We start from the raw sequence: 16,488 nt of genomic DNA on the forward strand, positions 1-16,488 counted from the left end.
CAACGACTGGAATCCGGACAGAATTCCCCAGCTGTGCCCACCTTTTTACGATCATGCAGTACCCTGTCCCGCCACAGGAGCGGCAGCGTGGTCTCGGAACGCCGGGAAGCGCAGGTCAGGGCCTCGAACAGCGCCGTCCGTGGCTGCCTCTTACCCTCAAGGACGAATTCCACAGGTTTCCGGTTGCCCGAATGGACCCCGTTCGCCCGGGACGTATACGAGCGGACCGCGGGCGGCCGGGAGCGGTGCGCCGCGGCCCGAGTTGCCGGTGGTGGGACGCGGGTGTGCGCTGGAAGAGACCGGTCCGGCGGGCGACGAGGAGGTCCTGCCATGCATACCCCTGCCGCCATCACCGCACGTGAACCGCGCCACCCCCGCCTTCACCCACCGCTGCACCCCGCCGCCTCCTGGATGGTCCCGGTCGTCCTGGGGGTCCTGATCGGCGGATGGGCGATCTTCATCGACCATAACCAGGGCTCCTCCATCCCCGCGGCCTTCATCCTCGGCATCGTGGCGGCGATCGTCTTCGGAGCGGTCTGCTACGGCGTCGGCAAGGTGCAGTCCATGCTGCTGCCGGAGGTCCGGGCGGCGCTGTACGGGGCGGTCTTCGGCTGTGCGATCGGCTTCCTCTACAACATCAGCGGCAGCTCGAACTACCGGGCCTCGGCGATGGGGCTCGGGGTGGGGCTGGCCATGGGGGTCGTGGCCTTCTACGTCTTCCACGTACACGACGAGTGAGCACCCTCCCGCAGCCCGGCGCCCCGTCCCCGTCCCCGTCCGCCCCGGCATCGCGCCCCGTCCGGCTCCGTTCCCCGGGCCCGTTCCCGGGCCCGGTTCTCCGACGTAGGTCCGCGGTCCCCCGCCCCGTACATCCACGGCCCGTTCCCGGCACCGCGCCCGCGTTCCTAGCGTGGCCCCATGACCGATGACACCTCTGGAACGCTCGACGAGGCCCTGGAGCGGCTGCACGCGGCAGGCCCCGAACGGCACGGCTGGCTGAGCAACCACGGACCGATGGCGGTCGAGGCCCTGGTACGTCACGGCCAGGGCCACGCCGTCCACCGCTGGCTCGACTACTACCGCGGCAAGCTGGAGGACATGCCGGACGCGCACGCTCCGATCACCGAGGAGAACTGGCGGGAGGCGCTCGGCGATCCCCGTCATATCGCCGACTGGACCACGCACTTCGGCCATGAGCTGGCCGACCGGCCCTGGCGGGACGTCCTCACCCAGTGGTGGCCGCGACTGCTGCCGGGCATCGCCGGAGGGGCCACGCATCCGGTGATCCGCGTCGGCCACGCCGTACGCACCCTCCTCGACGCACCCGGTACCGCGACCGCGCCCCGTACCGCCGAGCTCGCCCACGCCCTCGGCTACTGGGCGGCCCGCCACGCACCGCTGCCGCCGCTCGGCCGCCTGCCGGGTCCGCCGTCCGGAGCGGCGGCGGACGCGCTGGCCGCCGTGCCGCCCGTCGCGGACCGCAGCGGTGACATCCGGGACCGGCTGCCGCAGCTCACGGCGTTCCCCGCCTGGCCCATGGACAACACCGGGCCCACCGACCCCGACACCGCGCGCGACCGGCTGGCCGAGCTGGTACGGGCCGCGACCCACCGCTATCTCACCCATGGCCACGGTGAGCCCATCATGCTGGTCCACGCCGCGACCGCGCCGAACGCCGTCCTGCGGACCCTGCCCGCACTCCCCCGTGCGCTGTGGGCACCGAGCCTGGACGCGGCCTGGGCGGCGAGCGCCGCGGTCACGGCGGCTTACGGGCCCCCGGAGCCGGATCTCCCGCCGTCCGCGGCGGCCACCGCGTCCCCCGAGGAGGTTTTCGCGCATGCCGCCGCGCACGGCGACGAGCACGCCGTCAAGCTGGCCGACACCACGCTCGATGTCGCCCGGGACGCCGCCGCCACCGGTGAGGACCCCGGACCCGCACTCGCCGCGGCCCTGCACGGCTGCGCGCTTATCGACTCACCGCCGGCGGCCCCGTCACCGCGCCTCGACGTCTGAGCCGCCCCGCCCTCAGCCGAACTGCACCGAGCGCTTGGCCAGTCCCATCCAGAAGCCGTCGATCACACTGCGCTGACGGCCGAGTTCGGACTCGGCGGCCCCCAAGGTGACGAACAGCGGGGCGAAGTGCTCGGTGCGCGGATGCGCGAGCCGTCCCGCCGGGGAGATGTGCTCGAAGTCCAGCAGGGCGTCGATGTCCTGTGCGTCCAGGGCACGTTGCCCCCAGTCGTCGAACTCGGCCGACCAGCTGGGCGGTGTCGGGCCGGTGTCGCGCAGCGCGGCCAGGTTGTGGGTGAAGAAGCCGCTGCCGACGATCAGCACCCCCTCGTCCCGCAGCGGTGCCAGCTTGCGCCCGATCTCCATCAGCCTCCCCGGATCGAGCGTCGGCATCGACACCTGGAGGACCGGTACATCGGCCTCCGGATACATCTCGACCAGCGGGACATACGCGCCGTGGTCGAGCCCGCGGCGCGGGATGTCCCGCACCGGGGTGCCCGCTGTACGCAGCGTCCTACGGATGCGCTCGGCGAGCTCCGGGGCACCGGGCGCCGGGTAGCGCACCCGGTAGTAGTGCCGGGGAAACCCCCAGAAGTCGTAGACCAGCGGCACCTGTCGGGTTGCTCCGATGGCCAGCGGCGCTTCCTCCCAGTGGGCGGAGATCATGAGAATGGCCTTCGGCCGGGGAAGCTCCGCCGACCAGGCGGCCAGTTGCCCGGGCCAGATCGGATCGTCGGCGAGGGGCGGGGCACCATGGCTCAGATAGAGAGCGGGCATACGCCCTTCGAACGCGGACATGATGACACCTCGATCCAGACACTTGAAGTCTCAAGTAATACCGGGCCGACCCTAGCACTCGATTGTTTAAGTTTCAAGAAATGCTCCGTACAATGAAACGCGTGGACGCCATGAAGACCCCCGCAGACGGCGAAGCGACCCGTTGGCTGGCCGAAGACGAACAGCGCACCTGGCAGGCGTATATCCAGGCGAGCATGCTCCTGGAGGACCATCTCGACCGCCAGTTGCAGCGGGACGCGGGGATGCCGCATGTCTACTACGGCCTGTTGGTGAAGCTCTCCTGGGCGCCACGCCACAGATTGCGGATGACCGAACTCGCCGAGTCCGCCAAGATCACCCGCTCCCGGCTCTCGCACGCCATCGCGCGGATGGAGAAGGACGGCTGGGTACGGCGTGAGGACTGCCCCTCCGACAAGCGCGGACAGAACGCGGTCCTCACCGACAAGGGGTTCGAGGTGCTGAAGCAGACCGCGCCCGGCCATGTCGACGCCGTACGGACCGCGATCTTCGACCGGCTCACTCCCGAGCAGATCGAGCAGTTCGGCGATATCTGCCAGATCATCCGCGAGGGGCTCCAGCCGGAGGGCGCCGATCTGCCCTGGCTGCGCTGAGCGGCCCGCGCGCCCCAACCGGAGAACGCACTTCCCCCAACCCGACAACGCGCCCCCACCCACGAACACACGAAGACCCCGCTCCACCAGGGAGCGGGGTCTTCGCCGCGGTACGGCGGCCGACGGCGCCGTACCGCAGGACGCGTCAGAGCGATGCGTCAGTGCACCATGACCGGCACGGCGTCCTCGACCGCGCCGTCACCGGATCCGGCGACCGGACCCCCGCCGTTCTGCGGCCCCGCGTTGACGAAGGTGACGGCGATCAGCGCCGCCAGCACCAGGATGCCGACCGCCCACCAGATGGCGGTGGTGTAGCCGTGCACCATGGCCTCCAGTTTCAGCGCCTTGAGCGAGGGGGCGCCGGCCATGTGGGACTTGGCGTAGTCGGTGGTGGCGCTGGCCGCGATGGTGTTCAGCAGCGCGGTACCGATGGCACCGCCCACCTGCTGCGAGGTGTTGACCATCGCCGAGGCGACACCCGCGTCACGCGGCTGGACACCGTGCGTCGACAGGCTCATCGCGGGCATGAACGCCGTACCCATGCCCAGGCCGAGCAGGATGAACCCGGGCAGGATCTGCCAGGTGTACGAGGTGTCCAGATCGATCTGGGTCAGCATCAGCATGCCGACCGAGCCGACCAGGAAGCCCGGACCCATCAGCAGCCGGGCCGGGACCCGGGTCATCAGACGGGTGCCGATCTGCGTGGAGCCGACGATCATGCCGATGACCATCGGCAGGAAGGCGAAACCGGTCTTGACCGGGCTGTACCCCTTCACGATCTGCATGTAGTAGGTGAGGAACAGGAAGAGACCGAACATGCCGATGATGGCGAGACCCATCGAGATGTAGACACCGCCCCGGTTCCGCTCGGTGACCACCCTCAGCGGCAGCAGCGGGGCCTTCGTCTGGGACTCGACGACGGCGAACGCGGTCAGCAGCACGGCCGAGGCGATGAACAGCCCGATCGTCCAGCCCGCGGTCCAGCCGTCGGACTCGGCGCGGGTGAAGCCGTAGACCAGCGCGACCAGACCGGTGGTGGCCAGGATCACGCCGGGGATGTCCAGCCGGGACCGGTTGCGGCTCTCGACGGGCTCGCGGATCACGGCGACCGCGCCGGCGGCGGCCACGGCGGCGAACGGGATGTTCACGAAGAACGTCCAGCGCCAGTCCATGTACTCGGTGAGCACACCGCCGAGGATCAGACCCACGGCACCGCCACCACCCGCGATGGCACCGAACACACCGAACGCCTTGGCACGTTCCTTGGCGTCGGTGAACATCACGGCGAGCAGCGAGAGCGCGGCGGGCGCGAGCAGCGCGCCGAACACCCCCTGGAGCGCCCGGGCGCCCAGCAGCATCGCGCTGTTCACGGCGGCGCCACCCAGTGCCGAGGCCGCCGCGAAGCCCACCAGACCGACGATGAAGGTCTGCTTGCGGCCCCACAGGTCGGCGATCCGGCCGCCGAACAGCAGCAGTCCGCCGAAGGCGAGGGCGTACGCGGTGATGACCCACTGGCGGTTGCCGTCCGAGATGTCCAGATCGGCCTGAGCGGAGGGCAGCGCGATGTTCACGATGGTCGCGTCGAGGACGACCATCAGCTGGGCGAGGGAGATGAATATCAGCGCTTTCCAGCGCCGGGGATCGACGTATTGAGCCGTTTCAGGCATGAGTGGGCCTACCTAGCGGTGCAGAGAGTGAAAAACGGGACGGAATGGACCGGTGGTCACCGGCGTGAAGTCGTTGGGTCAGGCGTCGGGGGTGGAGCGGAGAGGAGAAGCCTCGAAAAGGAAGTAAGGCACGCACACACAGAAGACCTGTGAACGCGTGAGAAATAAGCGGTGCTCGGTGGTCAGCCGAGTGAGATTCAGATCACCGCCGCTGTCGCAGATCCTCCAAGGTGGTGGGAGAGCCGGGTAGTTCGGAGTGCGCCGGGGCTGTCAGACCGTCCAGGAACAGCTGAAGATGCCGGTGCACAAAGATGTCGAAGTCCACACAGCCGTTGCCGGGCAGCGGCCGGGTGAGCTGAGTGAGGGCGACCATCAGATCACCGACGCCGATGTCGGTGCGCAGTCGGCCGGAGGCTCGCGCCGCCCCCATCAGGGCGTCGATACCGGCGGCCAGACGGTCGCGGGCGGCGATGAGGTCAGGGTGCTCCTTGTCGAGGCTGTCGGAGAGCAGAGGGCACAGGGCGCCGATCCGCTCGTCCGCCGCCGCGTGCACGAAGCGCCGCAGCGCGAGGAACGCGTCCCGCTCCTCGGCCAGGGCCGATTCGGCCTGCTCGGCGATGCGGGACATCACCGAGAGGGTCACGTGGTGGATCAGCTCGCGGCGGTCCGCGAAGTGCCGATAGATGGTGGCATTGCCGACACCGGCCCGTCGAGCGATTTCATCGAGCGGGATCTCGGCCCCGTACTCGACAAGCGCTTCCCGGGCGGTGGCGATGATCCGCTCCCGGTTGCGCAGGGCGTCCGCACGCAGCCGGTGCTGCCCGGGCCGGGCCGACTTCGCCGTCCGCCTGTCGGCCGTAGCCGTCTTACTGGTGGCCGCTCGGGCCATGGCAGCGCTCCTTTCCGCGTATCGGTGTCCGGGCATCCGGAGGGTCCGGTTCCGACGTTTCGGCGTTCAACGTTTCCGGGGAGTCAGTCCCCGTTTGTGCGTCCACTGGTCCAAACGGGGAATCAGTCCCCGGAATTTCGCGGTCCGGCGTGACCCGCATCACACCCGACCGGCGACTGAAACACCCGGACGGACCCGCGTTTTCCCCCGCACGGCCGCACCCCACGGGCGCCGCGACCCGCGCCGACACACCGTGGTCGGCGATGAGCCAGAGCCGTGAGACCTCCCGCCCTCGAATACGCAGGCCCCGCCGAGGCAGCGCATTCGCCGCCGCCGCCGTGCTCACGGTGGCGGTGGTGGCCCCGGCGGTGGCCCCTCGTCCCCCCGCGCCCGCCGCTCCCGAGCGGGCACCCGCCCCGGCCGGCCGCCCGGTCACCGGATCACTGGCACCGTGCACCCTCGCCGCGGGCCATGGACTCCAGATGTCCGAGGGCCTCCCCACCAGCCGCGGCTTCAGCCGCAGCACCGGTACGGTCCACGCCCTCAACCTGATGATCGACTTCCCGGACGTACACGGCAAGGGCACGGCCCGGGAGCGCTTCGAGGAGTTCTTCCCGCAGACCTCCCGCTGGTTCGCGCGGAGTTCGTACGGACGGCTCGACTACCGTCCCGCGATGCCGGTCGACCACTGGCTGCGGATGCCGCACTCCTTCAAGTCCTACGGCATAAAGCGTGGCAGCCCCTTCGAGCCCGGCTATCGCAAGCTGGTCGCCGACCTCGCCAAGGTGGCCGACCGCCGCATCGACTTCAGCCGCTACGACCTGGTCAACGTGCTGGTGACACCGAACGCCGGGCCACCCGCCGCCCATGCCGTGCTCTCGGTGACCTACGCCGACAACCAGCGCGCCCCGGTCGCCGACGGTGTGCCGCTGGCCAATGTCTCGTTCGTCTACAGCCGCCAGGACGACGGCTCGGGCTCACTGCACCGCACCGGCTACCGGGTGCTGCCGCATGAGAACGGCCATGTCTTCGGGCTGCCCGACCTCTACACCCACGGCGGCGGGGACCGGGTGGGCCACTGGGATGTGATGTCCGAGGACTGGGGCGCCGGGAACGATCTGCTGGCCTGGCACAAGTGGAAGCTGGGCTGGTTCGGTCCGGGCCAGGTCAGCTGCGCCTCCCGGCCCGGCGTCTCGGACCACACCCTGACGCCGCTGCACCGCGCGGATGGCACCAAGCTGGTCTTCGTACCCGTTTCGGCGTCCACCGGCTACGCCATAGAGGCGCGGGCGAACGGCGGCAACGACGAGGCGGTCTGCAAGCCCGGAGTGCTGATCTCCTGGGTGGACACCCGCGTCGACTCCGGCGGCGGCCCGGTCACCGTCATGGACAGCGTCCCCGACGGCCGCGGCTGCACCCGGGAGCGCAATGTGCACCCTGGGCTCAGCGACGCGGCCTTCGGCCCCGGCGAGACCTTCACCGGGAGCGTGGGAGGCATCCGGGTACGGGTCAGGGTGGTGCGGCAGGACGCGAGCGGCGGCTACGGCATAGAGGTCACCCGTCGCGCCAGTGGCGGCGCCCGAGGCTGATCAGCAGCAGCTGCTTCCGTGCGGTGTCGGCCACCCGGCGCTCCTCGTCCGGCCGGTCCGGCGGAACCTCCAGGAACGCGGTCGCGGTCATCACCATGTGGTCGACATACATCTGGGCAAGGATCCGGACATCCTCCGCGGACCAGCCCTCCGGGGTCAGCTGCGGGACGAAGGCATCGGCCACCTCGTCGGCGAACCGGTCGAGTTCGGCGGCGATCGCCTCCCGCACCGGACGGACGCCGCCATGCCGCTCACGTGCGATGAAGCGGATGTGGGCGGGGTAGCGGCGCACCTGTTCGGCGACCGCCTCGACGGTGGCCTCGATCCGCTCCTCGTCCCCGACCCGGTCGGCGAGTATCGCGCGGATCAGGGCGTGCAGGCTGCCCAGGGACTCCTCGACCAACGCGACGCCGAGGTCGCTCAGATCCCGGAAGTGCCGGTAGAAGGCGGCGGGCGCCACCCCCACCACCCGGGTGACCTCACGCAGGCCGAGGCTGCTCAGGCTCTGGTCCTCCAGCAGTCGCAGCCCCGCGTCCAGCAGCGCGCGCCGCGTCTTCTCCTTCTGGGCCTGCCGGACCCCGGACGTGTGACTCATATCATTCAGTAAACAGCTGTTTGCTGACTTTGGCCAGAGGTATGCGGAGTACTCTAGAAGTCAGTGAACAAGTGTGCATTCAATTGTTCACCGAAATGCCACCCCCCACGCCCATCCGCATCCGGATCCACCTCTTCGAGAGAGGCCCACATGCTCTTCATCGTCGCGGCTCTCGCCCTGATGGGGATTCTGCTGGGCGCGGCGGCACACACCCCGCTCCCGCTGTTCCTCGCCGCCTCCGCGGCCATCGGCGTCTGGCTGACGGTCTTCTTCATCCGCGAACGCACCGGACACAAGGGGAGCTGACCCATGGCACTGACCGCACCCACCCGCACCTCGCCGGCCCGGGCCCGCAAGGACGCCGACGGCATGGCCGTCGCCTCCTTCGTCCTGGGACTCATCGGCACCCTGCTCTTCAACGCCGTCTTCGGACCGTGCGCCATCGTCCTCGGGACGCTCGCGCTCGCCCGCGAGACGAGCCGCCGGGGCCGGGCGCTGCTCGGGATCGCACTCGGCGTCGTGGACGTGATCCTGCTCATCGTCCTGGTGACCCTGGATCAGTCCGTCTTCTGGCAGTTCGGCGGCTGACGGACCGACAGCGCATCCCAACACCCCGCGCGGGCACGCCTGTTGTGCCTGCCGCGGGGTGTCGCGCGTTCGCCACGGTCCGGCGCCGGCACCTCTCGATCGCCGGGCAGGACGGACCCCGCCCCCTGGACAATCATGTTGGTTAGGCTAACCTAACTACGTCCTCGGGTCGCCGTCCCGTGGCCACGTCCCCGTGCAGCATGCAGATCGAGAGAAGGCACCATGCGTCACGCCAGAGCACTCCCCCTGTCCCGCCGCGGTCTCCTCGCCGCTGGCGGAGCCGTCGGACTCGGCGCCCTGGTCACCGCCTGTGGCAGCAAGGGGGGTTCGGACTCCGGCGACGGCGGCAAAGGCGGCGGCTCCTGGTCGTTCATCGATGACCGCGAGAAGAAGATCAGCGCCGACAGCGCGCCCGAGCACATCGTGGCGTACATCGGCGCCGCGGCCGCGCTCTACGACTTCGGCATCGACAAGCAGATCACCGGCATCTTCGGCCCCAGCAAGCTGAAGAACGGCAAGCCGGACGTCCAGGCGGGCGACTTCCCCGTCGACCGCGCGACGTCCCTGGGCGATGTCTGGGGGCAGTTCAAGGTCGAGAAGTACGCCTCGCTCACCCCCGATCTGCTGATCACCAACATGTACGACCCGGGCGCGCTCTTCTACATCCCGGATGACAGCAAGAAGAAGATCCTGGACCTGGCCCCGAGCGCCGCCATCACCACCGGCCGCGTCTCCATGGTGGAGCCCATCAAGCGCTATGCCGAGCTGGCCGAGGCCCTCGGCGCCGACCTCCGGGCCAAGAAGGTCACCGAGGCCAAGAAGCGCTTCGAGAAGGCTTCCGAAGAGCTGCGCAAGACGGTGAAATCGCACCGGATCAAGGTCATGGCCTGCTCCGCCAGCGCCGACCTCTTCTATGTCTCCAACCCCAAGATCAACGCCGACCTGATCTACTTCAGCGAGCTCGGTGTCGACTTCGTCCAGCCCCAGAAGACCGACAAGGGCGGCTACTTCGAGAGCCTCAGCTGGGAGAACGCCGACAAGTACGACGCCGATGTGCTCTTCCTGGACAACCGCACCGCCACCCTCCAGCCCGAGGCCCTGACCGGCAAGCCGACCTGGTCCAAGCTGCCCGCCGTCAAGGCCGGCCAGATCGCCCCCTGGAGCAGCGAGCCGCGGTTCTCCTACGCAGGTGCGGCGCCGCTGGTCGAGTCCCTCACCAAGGCGATCCAGGACGCGAAGAAGGTCGGCTGACCCGCCGCCCGAGCCGATCCACGGCAAGCGAAGGGAAGACCCCCTCCCATGACCACCGCAGCCACCACCGCCCCCACCGCCGTCCCGTTCCGCTTCTTCGACGCGCGGGTGGTGCGCACCCGTCCGCTCGGACCCTCCATGGCCCGGATCACCTTCGGCGGCGGATGTCTCAAGGACTTCGCCACCGGAGGCCGGGACCAGCGCTTCAAGCTGTTCCTGCCGCATCCGGGCCAGTCCGCCCCCGTCGTGCCCACCGAGCACGGCGAGGGCTGGTTCGCCGCCTGGCGGGCCATGGACCCCGCCGTCCGCGGTGTCATGCGCTCGTACACCGTGCGCGACCAGCGCCGTGAACCCGGCGAGATCGACGTGGACTTCGCCCTCCACGAGGACGGCGGCCCGGCCGCGCGCTGGGCCGCCCGTGCCGAGTCCGGCGACCGCGTCACCCTGCTCGGCCCCACCGAGGACGACAACGCGGGAGTCGACTTCCGCCCGCCGCCCGGCACCGACTGGGTCCTCCTCACCGCCGACGAGACGGCGCTGCCCGCCGTCGCCGGAAGCCTCCAGTGGCTCCCCGCGGGCACCCTCGCCAAGGTCTGGATCGAGGTCCAGCACGCCGAGGACATCCAGGAACTGCCCACCGCCGCCGACGCCGAGATCACCTGGCTGGTCCGGAACGGCGCCGTCCCCGGCACCCCGCGCCACGCCCTCGTCCTGGACGCGCTGCGCGCCGCGGAGCTGCCCCGGGGCACCCCGTACGCCTGGATCGCGGGCGAGGCCGGGACGGTGCGCGAGGTGCGCCGCCATCTGGTCCGCGAACGCGGCTTCGACCGCAAGGCCGTGACCTTCACCGGCTACTGGCGCCTGGGCGCCTGTGAGGAACAGCTCGTCGAGGAAGCCGTGTCGGGCACCGGCCCCGCGGAAGACAACTGACCCCCTCGCATCCCCTCGTCTTCTCTTCTCCTCCCCTCTTCTTCTCTCTTCTTCCTCGTTCCCGGACCCTCCCCCATACCGATCACCACTGGCCGACGGGCGACTGACCGGCGGTGCGCTCCGGCGCGCCCCGGCCCCAGCGGCCGGGGCACCCACACGCCCACCCGCCCGCGGACGCACCCCCACGCCCGCTTCCAGAAGGGACAGACCGTGAGTTTCCTCGCGCAGACCGCTGAGGACCCGTCGCCGGAGTCGATACCGGGGGCGGCGGATGGCCGGGCCCACCTCTTCAACGACCGTACGGCCGAGCGCTACCGGCGCTCCGTGACCGGCGGCGTCGACCTGGTGGCCGCCACCGTCGCCCGCACCGACCGCCCGTTCAGCGGTGTCACCCCCGCCCAACTGGCCCCCGAGATCTCCGGTATCGACCTGGAACGGCCGCTGGGTGACGCGGGCGCGGCGCTCGAGGAGCTGAAAGGCGTCTACCTCAAGGACGCCGTCTACTTCCACCACCCGCGCTATCTCGCCCACCTCAACTGCCCGGTGGTGATCCCGGCGCTGCTCGGCGAGACGGTCCTGTCCGCCGTCAACTCCTCGCTGGACACCTGGGACCAGAGCGCGGGCGGCACCCTGATCGAGCGCCGTCTGATCGACTGGACCGCCGAGCGCATCGGCCTGGGCGAGGCCGCGGACGGCATCTTCACCAGCGGCGGCACCCAGTCCAACCTCCAGGCGATACTGCTCGCCCGCGACGAGGCCTGCAAGCTGGTGGAGAAGGAGGCGGCGGCGACCGGGTCCGGGGAGATCCCGCCCAAGTCCGCGATCCTGCCGCGGCTGCGCATCCTCACCTCCGAGGCCAGCCACTTCTCCATCCAGAAGGCCGCCGCCATCCTCGGGCTCGGCTACGAAGCCGTCATCCCCGTCCCGTGCGACCAGGACCGCCGGATGCGCACCGTCGCCCTCGCCCGCGAACTGGACATCTGCCGCCGCGAGAACCAGGTCGTCATGGCCGTCGTCGCCACCGCCGGGACCACCGATTTCGGCTCCATCGACCCACTGCCCGAGATCGCCGGACTGTGCGCCCGGTACGGTACCTGGCTCCATGTGGACGCCGCGTACGGCTGCGGACTGCTGGCCTCCACCACCCGCCGCCATCTGCTCAACGGCATCGAGCGCGCCGACTCGGTCACCGTGGACTACCACAAGTCCTTCTTCCAGCCGGTGAGTTCCAGCGCGGTGCTGGTCCGCGACCGCGCCACGCTCAGCCACGCCACGTACCACGCGGACTACCTCAACCCCGAGCGCTGCGCCGAGAACCTGATCCCCAACCAGGTCGACAAGTCCATCCAGACCACCCGCCGCTTCGACGCGCTCAAGCTGTGGCTGACGCTGCGCATCATGGGCGCGGACGCCATCGGGGCGCTCTTCGACGAGGTGGTGGACCGGGCCGCCGAGGGATGGAGCCTGCTGGACACCGATCCGCGCTACGAGGTCGTCACCCAGCCCCAGCTGTCCACGCTGGTGTTCCGCTATGTGCCGCCCGCCGAGGCGATGTGCGACCCCGCCCTCGTCGACCGGGCCAATCTGCACGCCCGCGAGGCCCTGGCCGCCTCCGGTGAGGCCGTGGTGGCGGGCACCGTCGTGGACGGCCGCCACTATCTGAAGTTCACGCTGCTTAACCCGGAGACCTCGCTGAGCGACATCGCGTTCGTCCTCGACCTCCTCGCCGAGCACGCCGGTCAGTACCTGGCCCTGCACATCGAGCCCGAACTCAGCCACTCCCGCGCCAGCTGAGCCGCTGACCGCCGACCCCTCCCGGAGACCCCCGTGTCCACCCCTCACACCCACGACTTCATCGCGGTCGGACTGGGCCCCTACAACCTGGGCCTCGCCTGCCTCACCGAGCCGATCGACGAACTCGACGGCCTGTTCCTGGAGAGCAAGCCCGACTTCGACTGGCACCCGGGGATGCTGCTGGACGGCGTCACCCTCCAGACCCCGTTCATGGCCGACCTGGTCACCCTCGCCGACCCCACCTCCCCGTACTCCTTCCTCAACTACCTGAAGGAGTCCGGGCGGATGTACGCCTTCTACATCCGCGAGATCTTCTATCCGCTGCGCGCCGAGTACAACGACTACTGCCGCTGGGCCGCCGCCAAGCTCAGCAGCGTCCGCTTCGGCCACGAGGTGACCCGCGTCGAGTACCACGAGGCCGACGGCGTCTACACGGTGCACGCGGTCCGCGCCACCACCGGCGAGACCACCGCGTACCGCGCCCGCCACCTCGTCCTGGGCACCGGCACCCCGCCGTACATCCCCGACGCCTGCCGTGGCCTGGGCGGCGATCTGCTGCACAACGCGCGCTACCTGGAGCACAAGGAAGCCCTCCAGGCCAAGGAGTCCATCACCGTCGTGGGCAGCGGCCAGAGCGCGGCGGAGATCTACCAGGACCTGCTGGCCGACATCGACAGCCACGGCTACCGGCTCAACTGGATCACCCGCTCCCCGCGGTTCTTCCCGCTGGAGTACACCAAGATCACGCTGGAGATGACCTCGCCGGAGTACGTGGACTACTTCCACGCACTGCCCGAGGACACCCGCTACCGGCTGGAGTCCGAGCAGAAGGGCCTGTTCAAGGGCATCGACGCGGACCTCATCAACGCCATCTACGACCTGCTGTACCAGAAGAGCGTGAGCGGTCCGGTGCCCACCCGGCTGCTGACCAACACCGCGCTCACCGACGCCTCGTACGACGAGGCCGCCGGGACGTACACCCTCGCGCTGCACCACGCCGAGCAGGGCCGGGACTTCTCCCTCACCACCCAGGGACTGGTCCTCGCCACCGGCTACCGCTACCAGGTGCCCGCCTTCCTGGAGCCGGTACGCGACCGCATCCGCTGGGACGGCCACGGCCGCTTCGACGTCGCCCGCAACTACAGCGTCGACACCACCGGGCGCGGCATCTTCCTCCAGAACGGTGCCACCCACGCCCACAGCCTCACCTCCCCGGATCTGGGCATGGGCCCCTACCGCAACTCGTGGATCATCCGCGAGCTGCTGGGCCGTGAGCACTATCCGATCGAGAAGTCCATCGCGTTCCAGGAGTTCGGTGCGCCGGAAGGAGCCGTGTCATGACCCTCTTCACCCGTACCGACGACCGGCTCGGCGCCTTCGCGCTGCGGCCGCTGGACCCCACGGCCGACGCGGCGCTGCTGCACGGCTGGGTGACCCACCCCAAGGCGTCCTTCTGGATGATGCAGGACGCCGGCCTCGCCGAGGTCGAGCGGGAGTACCGGCGGATCCACGAACACCCGCACCACGAGGCGTTCATCGGGCTGTACGAGGGCACCCCCGCCTTCCTCGCCGAGCGCTACGACCCGGCCCACGTGGACCTGGTCGGGCTCTACGAGCCCCAGGAGGGCGACCTCGGCATGCACTTCCTGTGCGCGCCGACGGACACGCCGCTGCACGGCTTCACCCTCGCCGTCATCACGACGGTGATGGAGTTCTGCTTCGCCGACCCGGCGGTCCGGCGCGTCGTGGTCGAGCCCGACGTCCGCAACGGGGCGGTGCACGCGCTCAACGCGGCCGTCGGATTCGAGGTCGTCGAGAAGATCGCCAAACCGGAGAAGGACGCCTATCTGAGCGTGTGCACGCGTGAGCGGTTCGAGGCCGCGCGTGCCGCCGGTGCTGCCGACGGCTCCGCCGCCGGACCCCGTCCCCGTAACACCCATGGAGTGACCCGATGAGCCCCCGCGACGCCGTCTCCCACCTCACGCCCGACCTGTGGGAGCGGGCGGGCCGCCTGCTCATCCGCAAGGCGCTCGCCGAGTTCACCCATGAGCGGCTGCTGACGCCCGTGCTCGAGGACGACGGCCGCTACGCCGTACCGAGCGACAACGGCGCCTCGACGTACCGTTTCGCCGCCCGCGTCCTGTCCCTGGAACACTGGCTGGTCGACGCCGACAGCATCACCCGCCACGGCCGGGACGGCGCCGAACTCCCCCTCGACGCACTCGACTTCTTCATCGAGCTGCGTGCCACACTGGGCCTGAGCGAGGAGATCCTGCCGGTTTACCTGGAGGAGATCAGCTCCACCCTGTCCGGCTCCGCCTACAAACTGGCCGCCGAGCCGGTGGGCGCCGCCCAGCTCGCCAAGTCCGGTTTCCAGGAGATCGAGACGGGGATGACCGAGGGTCACCCCTGCTTCGTCGCCAACAACGGCCGGCTCGGCTTCGGCGTCCACGAATACCTCTCGTACGCCCCGGAGACCGCGAGCCCGGTTCAGCTGATCTGGCTCGCCGCCCGCCGCGACCGCTCCACCTTCACCTGCTGCGCCGATCTCGACTACGACGGGCTGATCCGCTCCGAGCTCGGCGAGGAGACCCTCGCCCGCTTCGCGGACACCATGACCGGCCTCGGCCTGGACCTGGCCGACTACCACCTGCTGCCGGTGCACCCCTGGCAGTGGTGGAACAAGCTCTCGGTCTCCTTCGCCGCCGAGGTCGCCCGGCGGCACCTGGTCTGCCTCGGCCCCGGCGAGGACGCGTACTTCGCCCAGCAGTCGATCCGCACCTTCTTCAACACCAGCGACCCGTCCAAGCACTATGTGAAGACCGCCCTGTCGGTCCTCAACATGGGCTTCATGCGGGGCCTGTCCGCCGCCTACATGGAGGCCACCCCGGCCATCAACGACTGGCTGGCGGGCGTCATCGAGGCCGACGACGTCTTCCGCGCGGCTCGCTTCTCGATCATCCGCGAGCGGGCGGCCATCGGCTACCACCACCGGCAGTACGAGGCCGCCACCAACCGCTACTCCCCCTACCGCAAGATGCTCGCCGCGCTGTGGCGCGAAAGCCCGGTCCCGTCGCTGGAACCCGGCCAGCGGCTGGCCACCATGGCGTCCCTGCTGCACACCGACACCGACGGCAACTCCTTTGTCAGCGCCCTCATCGAGGAGTCCGGCCTCACCCCGGCCGAGTGGCTGCGCCGCTACCTGGACGCGTATCTCACCCCGGTGCTGCACAGCTTCTACGCGTACGACCTCGTCTTCATGCCGCACGGCGAGAACGCCATCCTGGTGATCGAGGACGGCGCGGTACGGCGCGTCATCTTCAAGGACATCGCCGAGGAGATCGCGGTCATGGACCCGGCCGCGGTGCTGCCCCCGGCCGTCGAGCGCATCCGCGCGGACGTCCCCGAGGACATGAAGCTGCTGTCGATCTTCACCGATGTCTTCGACTGCTTCCTGCGCTTCCTCAACGGGATCCTGGTCGACGACGGTCTGCTGACGGAAGACGCCTTCTGGCGCACGGTGGCCGACTGCGTCACGGCGTATCAGGATTCCGCACCGCAGCTGGCGGACAAGTTCGCCCAGTACGACATGTTCGCCGAGGACTTCGCGCTGTCCTGCCTCAACCGTCTCCAACTGCGCAACAACAAGGAGATGGTGGACCTCCAGGACCCGGCCGGAGCGCTCCAGCTGATCGGCACCCTGCGCAACCCGATCGCGCGCTTCCGCCCGGAGGGCTGAGCGGGGGTTTGCCGGCGTCCGGCCCTC

At 69.8% G+C, this 16,488-nt stretch carries 16 protein-coding genes; 12 read left to right on the forward strand and 4 right to left on the reverse strand.

Going from position 1 to position 16,488, the window contains the following annotated elements; translation table 11 throughout:
* The first annotated feature begins 330 nt into the window (after nt 1-330).
* Both AC4BEG_RS12945 and AC4BEG_RS12950 read left to right on the forward strand, forming a co-directional pair.
* On the forward strand, nt 331-738 hold the full coding sequence (locus AC4BEG_RS12945) for a hypothetical protein (protein WP_490706032.1): 408 nt from the start codon (nt 331-333) through the stop codon (nt 736-738).
* A 180-nt stretch (nt 739-918) separates the two neighbouring features.
* Complete coding sequence (locus AC4BEG_RS12950) at nt 919-2,013, forward strand: questin oxidase family protein (protein WP_490706033.1); 1,095 nt, start codon at nt 919-921, stop codon at nt 2,011-2,013.
* 12 nt (nt 2,014-2,025) lie between these two features.
* Here the strand turns inward: AC4BEG_RS12950 and AC4BEG_RS12955 are convergent, their stop codons facing one another.
* A complete protein-coding gene (locus AC4BEG_RS12955; protein ID WP_490706034.1) occupies nt 2,026-2,808 on the reverse strand; it encodes a dioxygenase family protein in 783 nt (260 codons plus the stop codon).
* 110 nt (nt 2,809-2,918) lie between these two features.
* Here AC4BEG_RS12955 and AC4BEG_RS12960 point away from each other — a divergent pair, with 110 nt between their 5' ends.
* Complete coding sequence (locus AC4BEG_RS12960; RefSeq protein ID WP_490707076.1) at nt 2,919-3,419, forward strand: MarR family winged helix-turn-helix transcriptional regulator; 501 nt, start codon at nt 2,919-2,921, stop codon at nt 3,417-3,419.
* A 158-nt stretch (nt 3,420-3,577) separates the two neighbouring features.
* Here the strand turns inward: AC4BEG_RS12960 and AC4BEG_RS12965 are convergent, their stop codons facing one another.
* Together AC4BEG_RS12965 and AC4BEG_RS12970 are read right to left on the reverse strand one after the other, a co-directional pair.
* The gene (locus AC4BEG_RS12965) at nt 3,578-5,086 is read right to left on the reverse strand and encodes an MFS transporter (protein WP_490706035.1); all 1,509 of its coding nucleotides are present in this window, start codon (nt 5,084-5,086) and stop codon (nt 3,578-3,580) included.
* A 202-nt stretch (nt 5,087-5,288) separates the two neighbouring features.
* Nucleotides 5,289-5,975, reverse strand: a complete 687-nt coding sequence (locus tag AC4BEG_RS12970) for a TetR/AcrR family transcriptional regulator (protein WP_490706036.1) — start codon at nt 5,973-5,975, stop codon at nt 5,289-5,291.
* Nucleotides 5,976-6,238: 263 nt separating this feature from the next.
* On the opposite strand from AC4BEG_RS12970, the gene AC4BEG_RS12975 reads away from it, so the two are divergent.
* A complete protein-coding gene (locus AC4BEG_RS12975; protein WP_490706037.1) occupies nt 6,239-7,564 on the forward strand; it encodes a M6 family metalloprotease domain-containing protein in 1,326 nt (441 codons plus the stop codon).
* Here AC4BEG_RS12975 and AC4BEG_RS12980 read toward each other — a convergent pair.
* Nucleotides 7,530-8,159 (reverse strand): TetR family transcriptional regulator, encoded by a 630-nt coding sequence (locus tag AC4BEG_RS12980; protein WP_490706038.1) that lies wholly within the window; start codon nt 8,157-8,159, stop codon nt 7,530-7,532. The two genes, AC4BEG_RS12975 and AC4BEG_RS12980, sit on opposite strands and share 35 nt — an antisense overlap.
* Nucleotides 8,160-8,309: 150 nt before the next feature.
* Between AC4BEG_RS12980 and AC4BEG_RS12985 the strand changes: the two genes are divergently transcribed.
* From AC4BEG_RS12985 to AC4BEG_RS13020, 8 genes are all read left to right on the forward strand, one after another.
* Complete coding sequence (locus AC4BEG_RS12985; RefSeq protein WP_201876369.1) at nt 8,310-8,465, forward strand: hypothetical protein; 156 nt, start codon at nt 8,310-8,312, stop codon at nt 8,463-8,465.
* A gap of 3 nt (nt 8,466-8,468) precedes the next feature.
* Nucleotides 8,469-8,747 carry a DUF4190 domain-containing protein gene (locus AC4BEG_RS12990; RefSeq protein ID WP_490706039.1) on the forward strand — a complete coding sequence of 93 codons (279 nt, stop codon included), beginning with the start codon at nt 8,469-8,471 and terminating at the stop codon, nt 8,745-8,747.
* A 222-nt stretch (nt 8,748-8,969) separates the two neighbouring features.
* Nucleotides 8,970-9,998, forward strand: a complete 1,029-nt coding sequence (locus tag AC4BEG_RS12995) for an ABC transporter substrate-binding protein (protein WP_490706040.1) — start codon at nt 8,970-8,972, stop codon at nt 9,996-9,998.
* A gap of 48 nt (nt 9,999-10,046) precedes the next feature.
* Nucleotides 10,047-10,928 carry a siderophore-interacting protein gene (locus AC4BEG_RS13000; RefSeq protein ID WP_490706041.1) on the forward strand — a complete coding sequence of 294 codons (882 nt, stop codon included), beginning with the start codon at nt 10,047-10,049 and terminating at the stop codon, nt 10,926-10,928.
* A gap of 210 nt (nt 10,929-11,138) precedes the next feature.
* Nucleotides 11,139-12,722: a pyridoxal phosphate-dependent decarboxylase family protein gene (locus AC4BEG_RS13005; protein WP_490706042.1), complete on the forward strand. Its 1,584-nt coding sequence runs from the start codon at nt 11,139-11,141 to the stop codon at nt 12,720-12,722.
* Nucleotides 12,723-12,755: 33 nt separating this feature from the next.
* Nucleotides 12,756-14,063 carry a lysine N(6)-hydroxylase/L-ornithine N(5)-oxygenase family protein gene (locus AC4BEG_RS13010; RefSeq protein ID WP_490706043.1) on the forward strand — a complete coding sequence of 436 codons (1,308 nt, stop codon included), beginning with the start codon at nt 12,756-12,758 and terminating at the stop codon, nt 14,061-14,063.
* Nucleotides 14,060-14,677, forward strand: coding sequence for a GNAT family N-acetyltransferase (locus AC4BEG_RS13015; protein ID WP_490706044.1), 618 nt, complete (start codon nt 14,060-14,062; stop codon nt 14,675-14,677). Before AC4BEG_RS13010 ends, AC4BEG_RS13015 begins: the two co-directional genes overlap by 4 nt.
* Entirely contained in the window at nt 14,674-16,461 is a 1,788-nt protein-coding gene (locus AC4BEG_RS13020) for an IucA/IucC family protein (RefSeq protein ID WP_490706045.1), read from the forward strand. The genes AC4BEG_RS13015 and AC4BEG_RS13020 overlap by 4 nt, the downstream gene beginning before the upstream one ends.
* Nucleotides 16,462-16,488 lie beyond the last annotated feature (27 nt).

It is taken from the genome of Streptomyces sp. JLBJ103, from assembly GCF_058215575.1.